12 protein-coding genes and 2 riboswitches are annotated in these 15683 nt (G+C 64.4%); of the genes, 6 read left to right on the top strand and 6 right to left on the bottom strand.

Annotated elements, in window-relative coordinates; translation table 11 throughout:
- Positions 1-29: 29 nt before the first annotated feature.
- The 5 genes from VE092_RS02800 to VE092_RS02780 form a co-directional block, all read right to left on the bottom strand.
- Positions 30-1481, bottom strand: coding sequence for a cytochrome c (locus tag VE092_RS02800; RefSeq protein WP_414653395.1), 1452 nt, complete (start codon positions 1479-1481; stop codon positions 30-32).
- 11 nt (positions 1482-1492) lie between these two features.
- A complete protein-coding gene (locus tag VE092_RS02795) occupies positions 1493-3274 on the bottom strand; it encodes a GMC family oxidoreductase (protein WP_324873623.1) in 1782 nt (593 codons plus the stop codon).
- Between the two features lie 34 nt (positions 3275-3308).
- A complete protein-coding gene (locus tag VE092_RS02790; protein WP_324873621.1) occupies positions 3309-4019 on the bottom strand; it encodes a gluconate 2-dehydrogenase subunit 3 family protein in 711 nt (236 codons plus the stop codon).
- Between the two features lie 222 nt (positions 4020-4241).
- Positions 4242-5171, bottom strand: a complete 930-nt coding sequence (locus tag VE092_RS02785) for a TorF family putative porin (protein WP_324873618.1) — start codon at positions 5169-5171, stop codon at positions 4242-4244.
- Between the two features lie 143 nt (positions 5172-5314).
- Complete coding sequence (locus VE092_RS02780) at positions 5315-6391, bottom strand: putative urea ABC transporter substrate-binding protein (RefSeq protein ID WP_324873616.1); 1077 nt, start codon at positions 6389-6391, stop codon at positions 5315-5317.
- A 66-nt stretch (positions 6392-6457) separates the two neighbouring features.
- A riboswitch (guanidine-I (ykkC/yxkD leader) is annotated at positions 6458-6557 on the bottom strand.
- Between the two features lie 418 nt (positions 6558-6975).
- Between VE092_RS02780 and VE092_RS02775 the strand changes: the two genes are divergently transcribed.
- The 6 genes from VE092_RS02775 (at position 6976) to uca (ending at position 14170) form a co-directional block, all read left to right on the top strand.
- On the top strand, positions 6976-7152 hold the full coding sequence (locus VE092_RS02775) for a hypothetical protein (RefSeq protein WP_324873615.1): 177 nt from the start codon (positions 6976-6978) through the stop codon (positions 7150-7152).
- A 102-nt stretch (positions 7153-7254) separates the two neighbouring features.
- A riboswitch (guanidine-I (ykkC/yxkD leader) is annotated at positions 7255-7355 on the top strand.
- Between the two features lie 147 nt (positions 7356-7502).
- Complete coding sequence (locus VE092_RS02770; protein WP_324873613.1) at positions 7503-8318, top strand: ABC transporter permease; 816 nt, start codon at positions 7503-7505, stop codon at positions 8316-8318.
- Entirely contained in the window at positions 8315-9091 is a 777-nt protein-coding gene (locus VE092_RS02765; protein WP_324873603.1) for an ATP-binding cassette domain-containing protein, read from the top strand. Before VE092_RS02770 ends, VE092_RS02765 begins: the two co-directional genes overlap by 4 nt.
- A 1-nt stretch (position 9092) precedes the next feature.
- Positions 9093-9824: an urea amidolyase associated protein UAAP1 gene (locus VE092_RS02760; protein ID WP_324873602.1), complete on the top strand. Its 732-nt coding sequence runs from the start codon at positions 9093-9095 to the stop codon at positions 9822-9824.
- Positions 9825-9839: 15 nt separating this feature from the next.
- Positions 9840-10475, top strand: coding sequence for an urea amidolyase associated protein UAAP2 (locus VE092_RS02755; RefSeq protein ID WP_324873601.1), 636 nt, complete (start codon positions 9840-9842; stop codon positions 10473-10475).
- A gap of 101 nt (positions 10476-10576) precedes the next feature.
- The gene (gene uca, locus VE092_RS02750) at positions 10577-14170 is read left to right on the top strand and encodes an urea carboxylase (RefSeq protein ID WP_324873600.1); all 3594 of its coding nucleotides are present in this window, start codon (positions 10577-10579) and stop codon (positions 14168-14170) included.
- 205 nt (positions 14171-14375) lie between these two features.
- Here uca and VE092_RS02745 read toward each other — a convergent pair whose 3' ends face one another.
- The gene (locus tag VE092_RS02745; RefSeq protein WP_324873599.1) at positions 14376-15635 is read right to left on the bottom strand and encodes a nitrate- and nitrite sensing domain-containing protein; all 1260 of its coding nucleotides are present in this window, start codon (positions 15633-15635) and stop codon (positions 14376-14378) included.
- Positions 15636-15683 lie beyond the last annotated feature (48 nt).

The raw sequence follows: 15683 nt of genomic DNA, 5'->3' as shown, positions 1-15683 counted from the left end.
GGGTTCATCCGCTGCAGGGCGTCCCTGTTTCAGGGCGCCCGATCCTCTACCGGCTTTGCCGTCTTCCTGATCTTTGCTACATCGGCCGCCGACACCGTGCCACCGCGATTGCCCCAGGCGGTCTGGATATACGAGGTCACCTCCGCCACCTGCTGGTCGTTGAGCAGCTGTGCGTAGGGTGCCATCACCAGTCCGCCCTTGATCGAATCGGTAGCCGGCTGGCGACCGCCCTGCAGGATGATGCGGATGGCCGAGGTAGCATCGCTCGTTTGCAGCACCGGATTGCCCGCCAATGCCGGGAAGGCCTTGCCGTAACCCGTGCCGTTGCTGCGGTGGCAGGCGGCACAGCGATCCAGGTAGAGCGCCGCACCCGGCGTCTGCGGCCGACCCTCGTAGGCGGCCGTGGCGCTCACCTCGTCATAGCGATAGGGCGCCGCATCGTTGCGTGGCGACAGACTCAGCAGGTAGCGCGAGATGGCATTGAGATCGGCCTCGCTCAGGTATTGCATCGAATGCTCGACCACGTCATTCATGGCCCCGAAGGAGGCCGCGAACTGATTGCGGCCGGTGCGCAGGAACTCCACCAGATCAGCCTGGCTCCAGCCGGCGATACCGCCACCGTGCTCGTTGCGCAGTGACGGTACGCTCCAGCCATCCACCACCTGGCCACCGGAAAGATACAGGCGGCTGCTGTCGTCGCGCAGCGATTTTTCCTGCAGCGTGGTCGAGCGCGGCGTATGGCAGCTGCCGCAATGTCCCAGTCCCTCCACCAGGTAGGCGCCCCGTGCCAGTTCCTGGTCGCCGCCGGCCGGCGCGACATAAGGCGTGGGCGTCGGCGCGAACAGCTTGCGCCAGATCGCCAGCGGCCAGCGCATCGACAGCGGCCACGGGATGTCATTGGCGCGATTGGCCTGGGCAGAGGGCGGCACCGCCTTGGTGAAGTAGGCATAGAGCGCCTGCATGTCCTCCTCGCTCAGGCGCGAATAGGACGGGTAGGGCATGGCCGGATAGACCGTATAGCCGGCCCGGGTGACGCCGGTGCGCATCAGACGCGCGAAGTCTTCGTAGCTCCAGTCGCCGATGCCGTGTTCCTTGTCCGGCGTGATGTTGGTCGAATAGATCGCGCCCAGCGGAGATGCCAGCGCCAGACCGCCGGCAAAGGGTGCGCCACCCTTGCTGGTATGGCAGGCCACGCAATCGCCGGCCCGCGCCAGGTAGGCACCCCGCAGCAGCAACTGGTCGTCGGCACTGGGGCTGCCCTTGGCGGCGATGCGCTGCGACAGCGCAGCATCGGCCGGCGGTACCGCGAAGGGCTGCAAGGGCGCAGTTTCGCGATTCAACAGCCGCCCACCCATCGGCGGCTTGGGCGGCGCCGCAACGGTCAGCGAATCATCGGCATACGCCAGGTTGTAAGCGGCTGCCGCGGCCAGCACGGCCGCGCCCAGTGCCAGGGAGGAGGTCAGGATCAGTCGTTTCATCATCACTCCCGTGCTCACGCGCTGACCAGCGGACGCGGGTCCTTCAGGTATTGCTCGCGGATGGCGCGGGCCGACCAGTAGGTCAGCGCCACCGCCGCCCCGGTCGGGTTGTAGCCGATGCCCTGGGCGAATACGCCCGAGCCCACCGCAAACACGTTGTGTACGTCCCAGCTCTGCAGGTAGCGGTTCACCACGCTGGTGGACGGGTCATTGCCCATGGCCACGCCACCGGCCCAGTGCGTGGTCTGGTAGGTGCGCAGGTCCGGCGCCGCGCCGAAATCCTTGACCGTGACCTTGATTTCGCGCGCCTTCAGTTCATGCGCGATCTTGACCGCCTGATCAGTGACGTAGCGGCTCATGCGGATGTCGTTGTCCTTCCAGTCGAAGGTGAAACGCAGCAGCGGCTGGCCGAAGGCGTCCTTGTAGTTCGGATCGAGATCGACATAGACGTCCCGATACACCATGTTGGCGCCATGCACGTCGAAGGACATGGTGTTCAGATAGCTGTCCTTGACCGCCTGCTTCCAGGCGCGTCCCCACTTGGGTGTACCGGGTGGCACGGCGATGCCCGAGATCGGCTTGGCCCCGGCCGGGTTGCACCAGATCGGCGAACCGCCCACGAAGCCCAGCGGGCCGTGGTCCATGTGGTCGCCGTTGAAGTCGTCCACCGCTACCCCGTTGCCGCCGGCGCCGATGAAGCCATTGATGTTCTTGCCCGGCGCGAAGAAGGCATTGATGGTGGACATCATCTGGAAGGCGATATTGCGGCCCACCACACCGGTATTGGAAACCGGGTCATACGGCTTGCCGATGCCCGAGAGCAGGAACAGCCGCGCATTGTTGTAGGCAAAGGTACTGGCGATGACGATGTTGGCCGGCTGGAACACAGTGTCGCCGCTGGCGTCGATGTAGGTCACGCCGGTGGCCTTCCTGCGGGTGCTGTCGAGTTCGATGCGCAGCACATTGCACTGGCTGCGCAGCTCGAACAGCTTGCTCTGGCGCAGTGCCGGCATGATGTTGACGTTGGGCGAGGCCTTGGAATAGTTGTAGCAGGCGTAGCCGGAGCAATAGCCGCAGAAGGTGCAAGGCCCCATCTGGCAACCATACTGGTTCACATAGGGTGCCGAGGCATTGGCCGAGGGCAGGGTAAAGGGATGGAAGCCCGCCTGCTGCGCCGCCTTGCGAAACAGCGCCGCCTGGTACTGCTCCTTCTGCGCCGGCAGCGGGAAGGCATCCGAGCGGTCAGCCTCGAAGGGGTTGCCGCCATTGTCCACCACGCGACCCTTGACCCGATAGGCGGTGCCGGAAGTCCCCATCATCTTTTCGGCAAAGTCGAAATACGGTTCCAGTTCTTCGTAGCTCACGCCCCAGTCCTGCAGGCTCATGTCCTTGGGGATGAAATTCTTGCCGTAGCGTTCCTCGTAGTGGCTGCGCATGCGCAGTTCTTCCGGCAGGATGCGCCAGTGGCAGCCCGACCAGTGCAGGCCCGCGCCGCCCACGCCTTCGCCCGGTTTGAACATGGCGATCTGGCGATAGGGAATGGCGCTGTCGGCCATCTTGCGGCGGAAGGTGAAGGAAGACTTGTTGAGGTTCTGGAACAGCTTGAAACGCTGCTGGTATTCCAGTTCATCGATGGTCTTGGGATAGGCGCCATCGGGATAGGTATCGCGATACACACCGCGTTCCAGCGCCACCACGCTCTGGCCGGCCTCGGTCATTTCCTTGGCCATGATGGCGCCGGTCCAGCCGAAGCCGACGATGACGACGTCGACTGCTTTCATGTTTTTGTTGGCCATGTGCTTGGACTTCCGGGATGAGAGAAGACGGGGCTCAGCCCCGCGAGATCGGGAGCAGGGGATAGGTGCGGCCGTACTGGTCGACCCAGTCGTAATAGTCGGCGCGGGCACCCGGGAAGCCGATCATCTTCCACGCACCCATGCCCTTGTTGCCGCCATCGCTGGGGTCGCAGAAATAGCCCTCGTGCACGTTCTGCAGCAACAGGTTGAACAGGGCTGCGGGGGGAATGCTGGCCATGGTCAGCTTGCCCTGTTCGAATTCACCCATCATCTTTTCGCGCTGCTGCTGGTTCAGCCCGACATAGCCCTGGCCATACTGCTGACGGATCGCCGCGTCGAATTCGGCCAGCCCTTTCTTGTACAGCTCGCGCGGCGGATAAGGCAGCTGGTAGCCGAACTCCGGCGGCGCATCGGGCGTGAACGGTCCCTGCATGTACCACAGCTGACCCCGGCCATAGGGCGTGTTCATCTGGGCATCGATGAACTCGGGTACCCCCGCTTCCAGCGCCCCGGGACCGTTTTCATCCGCGGGAATGAGCACCTCGGCCAAGGCGCTGAGCAGGGCGAATTCATCCTGGTTGAAGAAGCTGGGCTGGTAGGGAGCGGGGTCGCCAGTCTTGGCCGACTGGCCCTGGGCGGCCCCGGTGAGGCCACCGGTGGTAACCGCCAGTGCGGCGGCCGGCGCGGCGGTCAAGGCGCCGCGCAGGAAACGGCGGCGGTTGGCGGAGATGCTTATTTTTTTCATGGCGCGTTTCCGTGTGGGAAATCCGGAGCGCATGCAAGCAGATGCCTTGCATACGGCTGAGCCATGATGCGCGCATGGGCGCGGGCGGGGGATCAGCGAGACTGTACTTTTGATGTCGGAAAAGTCTGACGCTCCCGCCTCACCCGGCGCCGACCCGATGGCGCGCGCCTACCGGGTCGTCCTGCTGTCGGCGGACCCCGCCGATCCAGGGGCGTACCTGAATCAGAAGCCCCAGCTCAGCATGCCCACCAGTTGGTTGCCCTGTTTGACGTCGAAGCGGTTATAGCCTCCCAGTATGGCCTGCAGCGACCAGCTCAGCGACGAATCCGGGAACGGGGCCGACAAGCCCAGGCTCAGGTGGCGCAGCCCGCCGCTGCTGGGGCCGTTGCCGGCAAAGCAGCCGTTGACGACGAAGGCCTCACCCGAGGCGCAGGCGGTGCCGGTGGCGGTGTCGCGGGTACCCAGATACTTGCCCTCGCGCTTGTAGGTGTAGGCGCCCAGCGTGCCGGTGAACGTGATGTCATGCGGCAGCGGCTTGGTGTAGACCAGGGTCCAGTAGGTATCGCCCTTGTTGCCCCAGACCACGTCGTTGAGCAAGGTCTGCGCATTGAAGGACAGCGCGCCCCAGGTCAGGCCTGCCTTGGTTTCCAGTGCGTTGGCGTGGGTCCCGTTGGCATAGTAGTAGCCGGTCATGCCGAGGGTGTAGCCGAGGTCGCCCGTGATGTTGCCGGCATAGGCGAAGTAGAGGTCGTTTTCCACCGAACGCGGTTTCTGGAATGCGGTGATGCTGCGGTCACCGTAGGAATTGCCCAGCTGCTTGTAAGAATAGTTGATGGTGGAGGCCCAGTAGCCGAAGCTCCAGCCACTGGTATGGACGAAATCGATACCCCATTGCAGCGCTGCCTGGTCGGACTCCGGGGCGTCGGCCCCCGCGTTGCCCAGCGGCTGGCCATTGCCATAGGTCGTGGTGACGCCGCGCAGCACGTAGCGCGAGGCCAGGTCGATGTGCTTGGTGATGGTCCAGGGGCCGGTGGGTGCGGTGGGGGTGGCTTCGTCGGCCAGGACCGGGGGGGCCGACAGCAAGGCGGCGAGCGTGGCGAAGCTGGCGCCAAGGCAGGACAGGCGAGACAGGGAAGGGATGCAGTTGGTCAAGATTCTCTCCGTTGGTGTGGGCAGGGCAGATCTGAAAACACTGAAATGATCGAAAGCGAGGCACGAGCAGAGCCCGGCGGGGCCGTTGCCGGCTCCGCACAGACTGGATTGCGGGTTGAGGGTGGTACGGGCGCGCGAAGGGCTTAGAGCTTTCCGTCCGCTGCCATCTTCATGTAGGTCGGGTCGAAGCGCAGCTTGACGTTCTTCTTGTCGCCGATCACTACGTTGCCGTCAAAGGCGATGCCGATGCCATCGGCGCTCTTGACGTTCGGGCCGAGGATGCCGTGGTCGAAGCTGAACTTGGCAATGCGGCCCATGATGGTCGGCAGTTCTTTCTTGGTGGCGAATTCCAGCGCGGCCTTGGGCTGGTAGAACATGGCGGTGGCCGCCAGCTGTGCCTGGAAGCCTGCCAGGTCGGTGCCCGAAGCCTTGCCCATGGCGCTCAGGGCGCGGGTGGCGCGTTCATCCTTGGCGCTCATGATGGCCATCATCTCGTACCAGGCGCCGGTCAAGGCCTTGCCGAAGGCCGGGTTCTCCTGCAGGGTCTTGGTGTTGACCACCATCAGGTCCATGATCTCGCCGGGCAACTGCTTGGACGTATAGACCAGGGATACATCGGGCGCGGCAGCGATGGCCGAGAGCATGGGGTTCCAGGTCACCGTGCTGGTGACCGCCGGGGTCGCAAAGGCGGCGCTGATATCGGCATCGCTGGTGTTGACCACCTTGACATCACGCTCGCGCAGCCCGGCGGTCTCCAGCGCCCGCGCCAGCAGGTAGTGCGATACGGAGAATTCCACCAGTTGCACCGACTGGCCCTTGATGTCGGCCAGCTTCTTGTTTTTCCCCTTGAGCACGATGCCATCGTTGCCGTTGGAATAGTCGCCCACGATCAATGCGGTGCTGTCCACGCCGCCAGCGGCGGGAATGGTCAGCGCGTCCATGTTGGTCATGGTGCAGCCGTCGAACTTGCCGGCCGTGTACTGGTTGATCGATTCGACATAATCGTTCAATTGCACGGCACTGATGGTAATGCCGTATTTCTTGCCCCACTTGGCCAGGATGCCCTGCGCCTGGGCCTCGCCCCACGGCATCCATCCGGCGTAGATGGAGGTGCAGACCTTGAAGTCGGTGCGGGGGGCGGCGTGGGCCGATGAGAGCGCGCCAGCGAAGGCGGCCAGAGCGATGGCGGCGCCACCAAGAAGTCGGGAGATGTTGTACACGGCGTAGGGTCCTCGAAGGGTTTGTTGGAAAAAAGCCCGGGAGCCGCGCGGTCCTGCGAACGCGTCATCTCCCGGGCTTTTCTCCCGCCGTGTAACCCCTTGCGAGGTCGACTGCTCTCGGACCAGACATCCGCCAGTGCGAACCGGAACCCTAGCTGTCCATTGCAAATTGTGCTTACCCAAGACCGGACTTGCCGGCTCCCGCTCGCTTTTCAGCAAGGTTCGTGCCAATCATCGGCGCTGCCATTGCTGCGTTTTTCGCTATTAATAGCGGGTGCGGGAAAACGGAGATGCCCGCCCCGTCGTGAGCCGGGACGGCGCTTCGCACACGCGCCAAATCGGTGCCGTCGCGCACCATACTTGTACCTGCCCCGGCCGCGAGTCAGCGGTCGCCAGGGTTTGCGTTCAGCTGTGGCGCGGGTTTGCGGCGCATGCGATGGGCGGGCGGCAGCTGGTCCGAAATTTGCATACAAGATCGTCGTTCTCGCATAGGGCGAGCCAAGACGACTTGGGTCGGTGCATGGCCAGGCCATGGACTTCGACAACCATTCTGGACGGCCAGGCCATGCTCGCAGGAGAACACCATGTCCATGACCGCATCATCAGCCGCATCCTGTCCTTCCTTCTCCGTTTCCGTCGACACCCTGCACGCCTCGCGGCTGTGTGGACGCATGCGTACCTCGCTGCTGTTGATCGAGATTCTCCTGCTGGGTGTTCGGCTGCTGCGGCAGCCGCGCCAGGACGTCCTGCGCGGGCGATGATGGTATGGAATTTGCTGAAATCCATTCGACGCAGGGCAGCGCATCGATGATATGGGATTGGTAATCTGATATCGCAGCGTCGAGCGGCTGCACCAGGAAGTTCAAATAGCTGGCTAGGGTTCCGGTCTGCCACAGGCAGATGACTGGTCCGAGAGCCGGCGACCTCGGTCGAGGTTACACGGCGGGACAAAAGCCCGGGAGAGAGTTGCACCTCAGGTGCGGCGCTGCTCCTGCTTTTGTTCAACCCGACCGGAGTTTCCCGTGATCGCTGTTCGCATTCCCAGGCTTCACTATCCAGCGTCCGCGCTGCGTTCCGCCTCGCTTTCCTTTCTGTATCAGGGAGGCGCGCCATGCGCTTCCTGAACCGTCAGCCCGGCCGCGCCGGGCAATGGCTGCTTGCGCTGCTGCCGTTGCTCATCCTGGTGCTGCTGTATGCCTTTGGCTCGGCCGCACGCCTGGCCGACAATCCCAGCGACAAGCTCTTGCCCGGCGCCACGCAGATGGTCGATGCCATCGGCCACATGGCATTCATGGAAGACCCGCGCACCGGTGACTACCTGTTCTGGGTCGATACCCTGGCCAGCCTGCAGCGGGTTTTCATTGGTCTGGGCATCGCCGCGCTGGTCGGCCTGGTGCTGGGCATTGCCAATGGCATCTTCCCGGTCTTGCGGGCAGGCCTGTCGCCGCTATTGACGGTGATCTCGATGGTGCCGCCACTGGCCATCCTGCCCATCCTGTTCATCGTACTGGGACTGGATGAACTGTCCAAGGTCATGCTCATCGTGATCGGCATTACGCCCTTGCTGGCAAGGGACCTGGAGCATGCCGGGCGAGCTATCCCGCCCGAACTGCTGATCAAGGCCCAGACGCTGGGTGCCAATAGCTGGACCCTGGTGCTGCGCGTGGCGCTGCCGCAGATGCTGGCACGCCTGCTGGTGTCGCTGCGCTTGTCGCTGGGCGCGGCCTGGCTGTTCCTGATCTCGGCCGAAGCGATCTCCGCCACTGCCGGTCTGGGTTACCGGATCTTTCTGGTGCGTCGCTACCTCGCCATGGACATCATCCTGCCCTATGTGGTCTGGATCACCTTGCTTGCCTGGTCGATGGACTGGCTGCTGCGCGCCCTGCATCGCCGCTTCTTCCCCTGGGCCGAAGGAGGCCGCGCATGAGCTACATCGAGATTCGCAACGTCTGGCAGCAATATGGAGCCAACGTGGTGCTGGAGCGGCTGAACCTGCGCGTGGAAGAGGGCCAGTTCTGTACCCTGGTGGGAGCCTCCGGTTGCGGTAAATCGACCTTCCTGCGATTGCTGCTCGGTCAGGAGCGGCCCAGCAAGGGACAGTTACTGCTGCAGGGGCAGCCCTTTCCGGCTGAACCCGATGCCACGCGCGGCGTGGTGTTCCAGCGCTATTCGGTGTTTCCGCACCTCAGCGTGCTGGACAACGTAGTCATCGGCCTGGAGCTGCCACGCGCACCGCTGATGGGGCGCCTGTTTGGCGGTGCCCGGCGTCAGGCGCGCGATGCCGCGGCGCAACTGCTGCATCGGGTCGGCCTGGGCCATGCACTGCAGCTCTATCCCGCCAGTCTTTCGGGGGGCATGCAGCAGCGTCTGGCTATCGCGCAAGCGCTCATTACGCGCCCGCGCGTGCTGCTGCTGGACGAACCCTTCGGCGCCCTCGATCCCGGTATCCGCAAGGAGATGCATACGCTGTTGCTGGACTTATGGCGCGACAGCGGCGTGACTGTCTTCATGGTCACGCACGACCTCTCCGAAGGATTCAGCCTGGGTACGCGCTTGCTGGTGTTCGACAAGGTCCGCGTCGATCCGCAATACCCCCAGGCCTATGGCGCCCACATCACCTATGACATCGCCCTCAACGAGGCGCGGGCCCGCGAACAGGCCGGCAAGCTGGCCGGTCTTCTCTCTGCAAAGGAAATCTGACATGAGCACCAATCCCCTGGCCATCCAGGCCAGTCTCTACGAAGAACGGCTACCTGGGGGAGGCCATACTTCCTTCATCCTCAAGCGCGGGCAGTCCTTGCGCATCACCGATATCGAGGGCGGGGCCAACGTCAGCATGATGATGCTCAACGCCCAGCAGCCCAGCGAGCGCCTGAATCTGCCCGATACCCTGAAAGGTCAGCATACGGCGCGCCTGCAGGCCGGCCATTGCCTGTATTCGGACATGGGGCGCGTACTGGCCGCCATCACCGAGGACACCTGCGGCTGGCATGACAGTTTCGGTGGCGTGCTCAATGCCGAGGAGGTGCAAGAAAAATATGGCCAGGGCCGCTATCAGGAGTTGCGCAACGGCTTCTATCGCAATGGCGTCGACAACCTGCTGGTCGAAATGGGGAAATGGAACCTCGACCTGCAGGACCTGCTGATGGTGGTGAACCTGTTCTCGCGCGTGGATGTGGATGCCAACGGTGGCCTGGCCTTCGTGCCGGGCAACTCCCGCGCCGGTGATGCCATCGAGCTGGCCGCGCCGATGGATACCCTGATCATCCTGACCGCCCTGCAACATCCGATGGATCCAGATCCCCATTACGCGCCGCGTCCCGTCCACCTGCAATGGAAGCAGGCACACGGTGACGACGGCACCAGCGGCTGCCGTCATTCTCGTCCGGAGAACGAGCGCGCCTTCCACAATACCGAACGCTTCTATCTCTGAGACCTGGAGGATTGCATGCACATCATCGAAAGCCAGCGCGCGCCTGAGCACGCCGTGTTCCGCCACGTGATCCCGGCGGGCGAACCCTACCTGTTCAATCTCAAGGCCGGCCAGACCCTGCGCCTGCTCGACCTGGAAGGCAATCAGGCCATTGACACGCTGTTCTACAGTGCCGCCAATCCACGCGAACGCTATGATCCGCAGCGTACCCTGCGCCGCCAGCAGCGTGCCTACCTCGGGGCCGGCAGTGTGCTGTATTCCAACCTGGGGCGTGCGCTGGCCACCATCGTGGCCGATACCTGCGGTTGTCACGACACCCTCGGCGGTGCCTGCGCCCAGGAGAGCAATACCGTGCGCTATGCGCTGGAGAAACGCTACATGCACAGCTGCCGGGACAATTTCCTGTGCGCCTGTCTGCATGACGGCCGTCTGAACAAGCGCGACATCGGCGCCAACATCAATTTCTTCATGAACGTTCCGGTCACCCCCGAGGGCGGGCTGACCTTCGAGGACGGCATCTCGGCCCCGGGCAAGTACGTGGAGTTGCTGGCCGCGCAGGATCTGATCGTGCTCATTTCCAACTGCCCGCAGTTGAACAATCCCTGCAATGGCTGGAACCCCACCGCAGCCGAAGTGCTGGTCTGGGACTGATCCTCGCACCCCGTCCTTTGCAGGCCGACCTGCACCCCTCGCGGACGACCGCGAGCTGGTTTTTCGATTCACGGGACGACCCGGATTTCAAGGCCACCTGAATGTTCGACCATCTGCTCATCGCCAACCGCGGCGCCATTGCCTGCCGCATTCTGCGTACCCTGCGCGCGCTGGACGTCACCGGAGTGTGCGTCTATTCGGAATCCGACATCGGCAGTCTGCATGTATTGCAGGCCGACCGTGCCATTTCCCTGGGTGAAGGCGCGGCATCGCAGACCTATCTGGCCGTCGACAAGATCCTGGCCGCCGCCCGCGAGAGTGGCGCCCAGGCCATCCATCCCGGCTACGGCTTCCTGTCCGAAAACGCCGCCTTTGCCGAGGCCTGCGAAGCCGCCGGTATCGCCTTCGTCGGCCCCACTGCGCAGCAACTGCGCATCTTCGGCCTGAAACATACCGCCCGCGCACTGGCACGCGAGCAGGGCATACCGATGCTGGAAGGCAGTGACTTGCTCGACAATCTGGATGCCGCCCTGCAGGCGGCTGCCCGCGTGGGCTATCCGGTCATGCTCAAGAGCACCGCCGGTGGTGGTGGCATCGGCATGCGTGTGTGCCGTAGCGACGATGAACTGAGCGATGCCTTTGAATCGGTGCGCCGTCTCGGACAGAATAATTTCAGCGACGCCGGCGTCTTCATCGAAAAATACATCGAACGGGCCCGCCACCTGGAGGTACAGGTCTTCGGTGACGGTCGTGGTGAAGTGATCGCTCTGGGTGTGCGTGACTGCTCGGTGCAACGACGCAACCAGAAGGTGCTGGAAGAGACCCCGGCCCCCAACCTGCCGCAGGGCATGGCCGCAGCGCTGTGCGCGGCTGCTGTCAAGCTGGCCAGAGCGGTGGCCTATCGCAGTGCCGGGACTGTCGAATTCGTCTATGACAGCCAGGCCGGCCAGTTCTACTTCCTCGAAGTGAATACCCGGCTACAGGTCGAGCATGGTGTCACCGAGCAGGTGTGGGGCGTGGATCTGGTACGCTGGATGATCGAGCTGGCCGCCGGCGATCTGCCCCCTCTGGCACAACTGGCCGCCACCCTGTCGCCCAGCGGCCATGCCATCCAGGCCCGCCTCTACGCCGAAGATCCGGGCCGCCAGTTCCAGCCCTGTCCGGGCCTGTTGACGGCGGTGGCGTTTCCGCCCGCCGACGGCCGCGAGCTGCGCATCGATACCTGGGTCGAGGCCGGCTGTGAGATCGCGCCTTATTTCGATCCCATGATCGCCAAGCTGATCAGCTGGCAACCCACCCGTGAAGCAGCGCGCCTGGCGCTGAATGCGGCGCTGGGACAGACGCAGCTCTACGGGGTAGAGACCAACCAGCATTACCTGCGCCAGATCCTCGATGACGCCCCCTTCGCCAGCGGCCAGCCGTGGACACGTTGCCTGGAGCAACTGCAGTACCGGGCCGACACGGTGGAAGTGCTGGCGCCCGGAACCCAGACCACGGTGCAGGACTACCCGGGGCGCATCGGTTACTGGGCAGTCGGCGTACCGCCGTCGGGGCCGATGGATGATCGGGCGCTGCGGCTGGCCAATCGTCTTCTGGGCAACGCCACCGATGCGGCAGCGCTGGAGATGACGATGAGCGGGCCTACGCTACGCTTCAACACCGCCGCCGTGATCGCCGTGACCGGTGCCCGTATTGCGCTGCAGATCGACGGCGTGGCGCAGCCGATGGACACGGCCCTGTCCATCGCCGCCGGCAGCACGCTTAAGCTGGGCCTCATCGGCGGTGCCGGTGCGCGCAGCTATCTGGCCTTCCGCGGCGGGGTACAACTGCCCGCCTATCTGGGCAGTCGCAGTACCTTCACGCTGGGCCAGTTCGGTGGCCACGGCGGGCGGGCCCTGGCCACCGGTGACGTCCTGCACCTGGCGCCAGCCACGGATGCGCAGGCCGGGCAGACCCTCCCGCAGGGCTTGTATCCCGCGCCGGATGAAGTGCGTCAGCTGCGGGTGATCTATGGCCCGCATGGCGCGCCGGAATATTTCACGCCAGCCTACATCGATACCTTCTTTGCGACCGAGTGGGAAGTGCATTTCAATTCCAGTCGCACCGGCGTGCGCCTGATCGGTCCCAAGCCGGAATGGGTCCGTGACAGCGGCGGCGAGGCCGGGCTGCATCCTTCCAACATCCACGATAATCCCTATGCCGTAGGTGCGGTGGATTTCACCGGTGACATGCCGGTCATCCTCGGCCCGGATGGCCCCAGCCTGGGTGGTTTCGTTTGCCCGGTCACCGTCATCGAGGCCGACCTGTGGCAGATTGGCCAGCTCAAGGCCGGCGACAGGTTGCGCTTCGTCCCGGTGGATGTGGTCACCGCACGTCGCATCGCATTGGCCGGTCACCAGGCCATCGAGCGCCTGCAGCCTGTCCCCGTCGACTGGGTTCCGGCGGCGCTGTCGTCACCCATCGTGCTGGACCTCGGTCGGGATGACCGGCGCCTGTTGGCGCGGCTGTCGGGCGATGCCAACCTGCTGCTGGAGGTAGGCAGCCCGCAGCTGGACCTGGTGCTGCGCTTCCGCGTCCATGCCCTGATCGCTGCGCTGGAGGAGCAGGCGCTGCCCGGGGTGGTCGATCTCACCCCGGGTATCCGCTCCCTGCAAGTGCATTACCAGCCCGAGGCGCTGCCGCTGCAGCATCTGCTCGATACCATTGCCGGCTTATGGGATGCCGTATGCGCCAGGGAAAACCTGGCGGTGGCCTCGCGTATCGTGCATCTGCCCTTGTCGTGGGACGATCCGGCCTGCCAGTTGGCCATCGAAAAATACATGACCACCGTGCGCAAGGATGCGCCCTGGTGTCCCAGTAACCTGGAATTCATCCGTCGCATCAATGATCTCAGGGACATCGGCGCGGTGCGCGAGACCGTCTTCGATGCCAGCTATCTGGTCATGGGCCTGGGCGATGTCTACCTCGGCGCACCGGTGGCCACGCCTCTGGACCCGCGCCATCGTCTGGTGACGACCAAGTACAACCCCGCCCGTACCTGGACCGCAGAGAACTCGGTGGGCATCGGTGGCGCCTATCTGTGCATCTACGGCATGGAGGGGCCGGGCGGCTACCAGTTCGTCGGTCGCACCCTGCAGATGTGGAACCGTTACCGCGAGGTCGCGGCCTTCCGTGGCAAGCCCTGGCTGCTGCGCTTTTTCGACCAGATCCGCTTCTATCCGGTGACCGCCCAGGAATTGCAGACGATACGCCGTGATTTCCCCTTGGGCCGCTTCGATCTGCAGATCGAAGAGACCAGCCTGAGCTTGTCCGACTATGAGCGATTCCTGGATCAGGAAGCCGAGGGCATTGCGGCCTTCCGCCGGCATCAGCAGGCCGCCTTCGATGCCGAACGCGAGCGCTGGATCGCCAGCGGGCAGGCCGACTTCGCCATCGAAGACGCCGCTGCGACGGCGGACCAGGGACAGCCCCTGCTGCCCGGACAATCGGCCGTGGATGCGCCGATTGCCGGCAACCTGTGGCAGGTCAAGGTCAGTCCGGGGCAGCGGGTGGAGCAGGGTGAGCTGTTGATGATCCTCGAATCGATGAAGATGGAAATCAACATTGCCGCGCCCACCGGCGGCATCGTGGTCGAGGTACGGGTGCAGCCTGGTACGCCGGTGCGCGCCGGACAGTGTGTGCTCGTCATGGAGTAGACGGGACAACCGTCGGCGAGATCCCTTCCCGCGATCTGCCCATCGATGCCCTCACCGCCGCCGCGATGCGTATGGCGTCGCGGCGGGCCTCGACAAGCTGCATGCTCGCCCGCACCGACAGTGCGGTCCTGCCGGTGGCGGCGCCGGGTGGGTACCAGGGCGTCCGATCGCAGGCCGTTTGCCGGCGGTCTGACGGGCCGCAGGATCAGGCGTCGGGCAGGATTTCGGTCAGCGAGAGAATCGCCTGGGCCACTTCGGCGATACGTCGGTTCTGGTTCATCGCATGCTTGCGCAGCAGGCGGTAGGCGTTTTCTTCATTGAGTCCCTGCTTCATCATCAGCACGCCCTTGGCGCGTTCGATGAGCTTGCGCTCTTCCAGGCTCTCGCGCACCGTGGCCAGTTCCTGGGTCAGGTTCTGCAGGCGTTCGGACTGGGTGCGCAGCAGGTCCACGATGGATTGCGTGAGATGCGGACCGACCCCGGTGGCCATGGGCTGGGTGCGCAGATCCTGGCCGTCCAGGCTGGAGGAGAACGCCGCCAGCGGTGCCAGGGGATCGAGTTCGTCCTGCTGGCTGAACCACTGGCCCTGATCGTCCAGCTCCTTCTGCAGTTCGATGATCTTGGCGTGGCATTGCGCCTGCACGTATTGCGCCAGGTGAATCTCGACCTGATGCAAACCATCGATGCGGGTCGAGCAGCACTGGTACCAGGCATCGGCCATATCGCAATCCAGCGGGCGCTCGTGCGAGGTCAGCAGCTTGCGGCGCAGTCGCTCCAGCTCGGCCAGCGGCAGCGTGGCCTGCATCGCCGACCACTCGTTGCGGAAGCCCTCGGCGAAGGACTCGAAGCGGCGCAGGGCCTGTTCCTGCATCTCGATCTGGTATTCGATCGTCTGTTCCTGCTCGCGCGTGATCTTGCCCATGGCGAAGGCGGCGGCCCCGGCGGCCCGTTCGCGGCCGGCGAATTCCTTGCCCTGCATCAGGTTGAACAGCGCCACCAGCAGGCGCGAGATGTGCGGATCGACTGCCACGTCGGCAGCCTCGAAGACCAACGCCAGCAGCGCCCCGACCAGGGTCTTGAAGCGCTCGTAGCTGGCCGCCGGCGAGCAGGCCAGGGCCGCCACATCGGCGCGCAGGCGGGGCAGGCCATCCAGCGCATGCAGGGCGAAGGCGATGCGGGTATAGAGGCGGGCGCCATTGGAGAGCGCGTTGTCATGCTCGGTGGCCTCCAGCCAGCAGGCGAACTCCTGCTGCGCCGCCTGGCTGGCCGCCACGCGCTCCTGCCACACCAGTGCATCGCGCTCGCCGCGCGAGCCCAGGTAGATGTTGGAGATGCCGCGTTCCTGTTGCAGGCAATGGATCAGTTTGCCCACCGTCAGCACCATTTGGCAGGTGCGCGCGAGGCGTTGCAGTTCTTCCACTTCGCAGCGGCGGGCGGTGATCAGGTAGTTGAGGACGTTGCTCATGGGGCGCAGAAAGGAAATCGCGGGCGGCTGCAAGGGCAAGCAATATTC

Origin of the sequence: Herbaspirillum sp., from assembly GCF_035644555.1 — a bacterium.
In the GTDB taxonomy this organism is placed as follows: Bacteria; Pseudomonadota; Gammaproteobacteria; order Burkholderiales; family Burkholderiaceae_D; genus Herbaspirillum.
Note: the sequence above shows the minus strand (reverse complement) of the source record. Positions and strands in the feature narration are given on the sequence as shown.

Excerpts from the sequence above, each read along its gene's own strand:
- VE092_RS02745 (WP_324873599.1), bottom strand. The coding sequence starts at position 15,635 with ATGAGCAACGTCCTCAACTACCTGATCACCGCCCGCCGCTGCGAAGTG.
- VE092_RS02760 (WP_324873602.1), top strand. The coding sequence starts at position 9,093 with ATGAGCACCAATCCCCTGGCCATCCAGGCCAGTCTCTACGAAGAACGG.
- VE092_RS02790 (WP_324873621.1), bottom strand. The coding sequence starts at position 4,019 with ATGAAAAAAATAAGCATCTCCGCCAACCGCCGCCGTTTCCTGCGCGGC.
- uca (WP_324873600.1), top strand. The coding sequence starts at position 10,577 with ATGTTCGACCATCTGCTCATCGCCAACCGCGGCGCCATTGCCTGCCGC.
- VE092_RS02770 (WP_324873613.1), top strand. The coding sequence starts at position 7,503 with ATGCGCTTCCTGAACCGTCAGCCCGGCCGCGCCGGGCAATGGCTGCTT.
- VE092_RS02795 (WP_324873623.1), bottom strand. The coding sequence starts at position 3,274 with ATGGCCAACAAAAACATGAAAGCAGTCGACGTCGTCATCGTCGGCTTC.
- VE092_RS02775 (WP_324873615.1), top strand. The coding sequence starts at position 6,976 with ATGTCCATGACCGCATCATCAGCCGCATCCTGTCCTTCCTTCTCCGTT.
- VE092_RS02800 (WP_414653395.1), bottom strand. The coding sequence starts at position 1,481 with ATGATGAAACGACTGATCCTGACCTCCTCCCTGGCACTGGGCGCGGCC.
- VE092_RS02755 (WP_324873601.1), top strand. The coding sequence starts at position 9,840 with ATGCACATCATCGAAAGCCAGCGCGCGCCTGAGCACGCCGTGTTCCGC.
- VE092_RS02765 (WP_324873603.1), top strand. The coding sequence starts at position 8,315 with ATGAGCTACATCGAGATTCGCAACGTCTGGCAGCAATATGGAGCCAAC.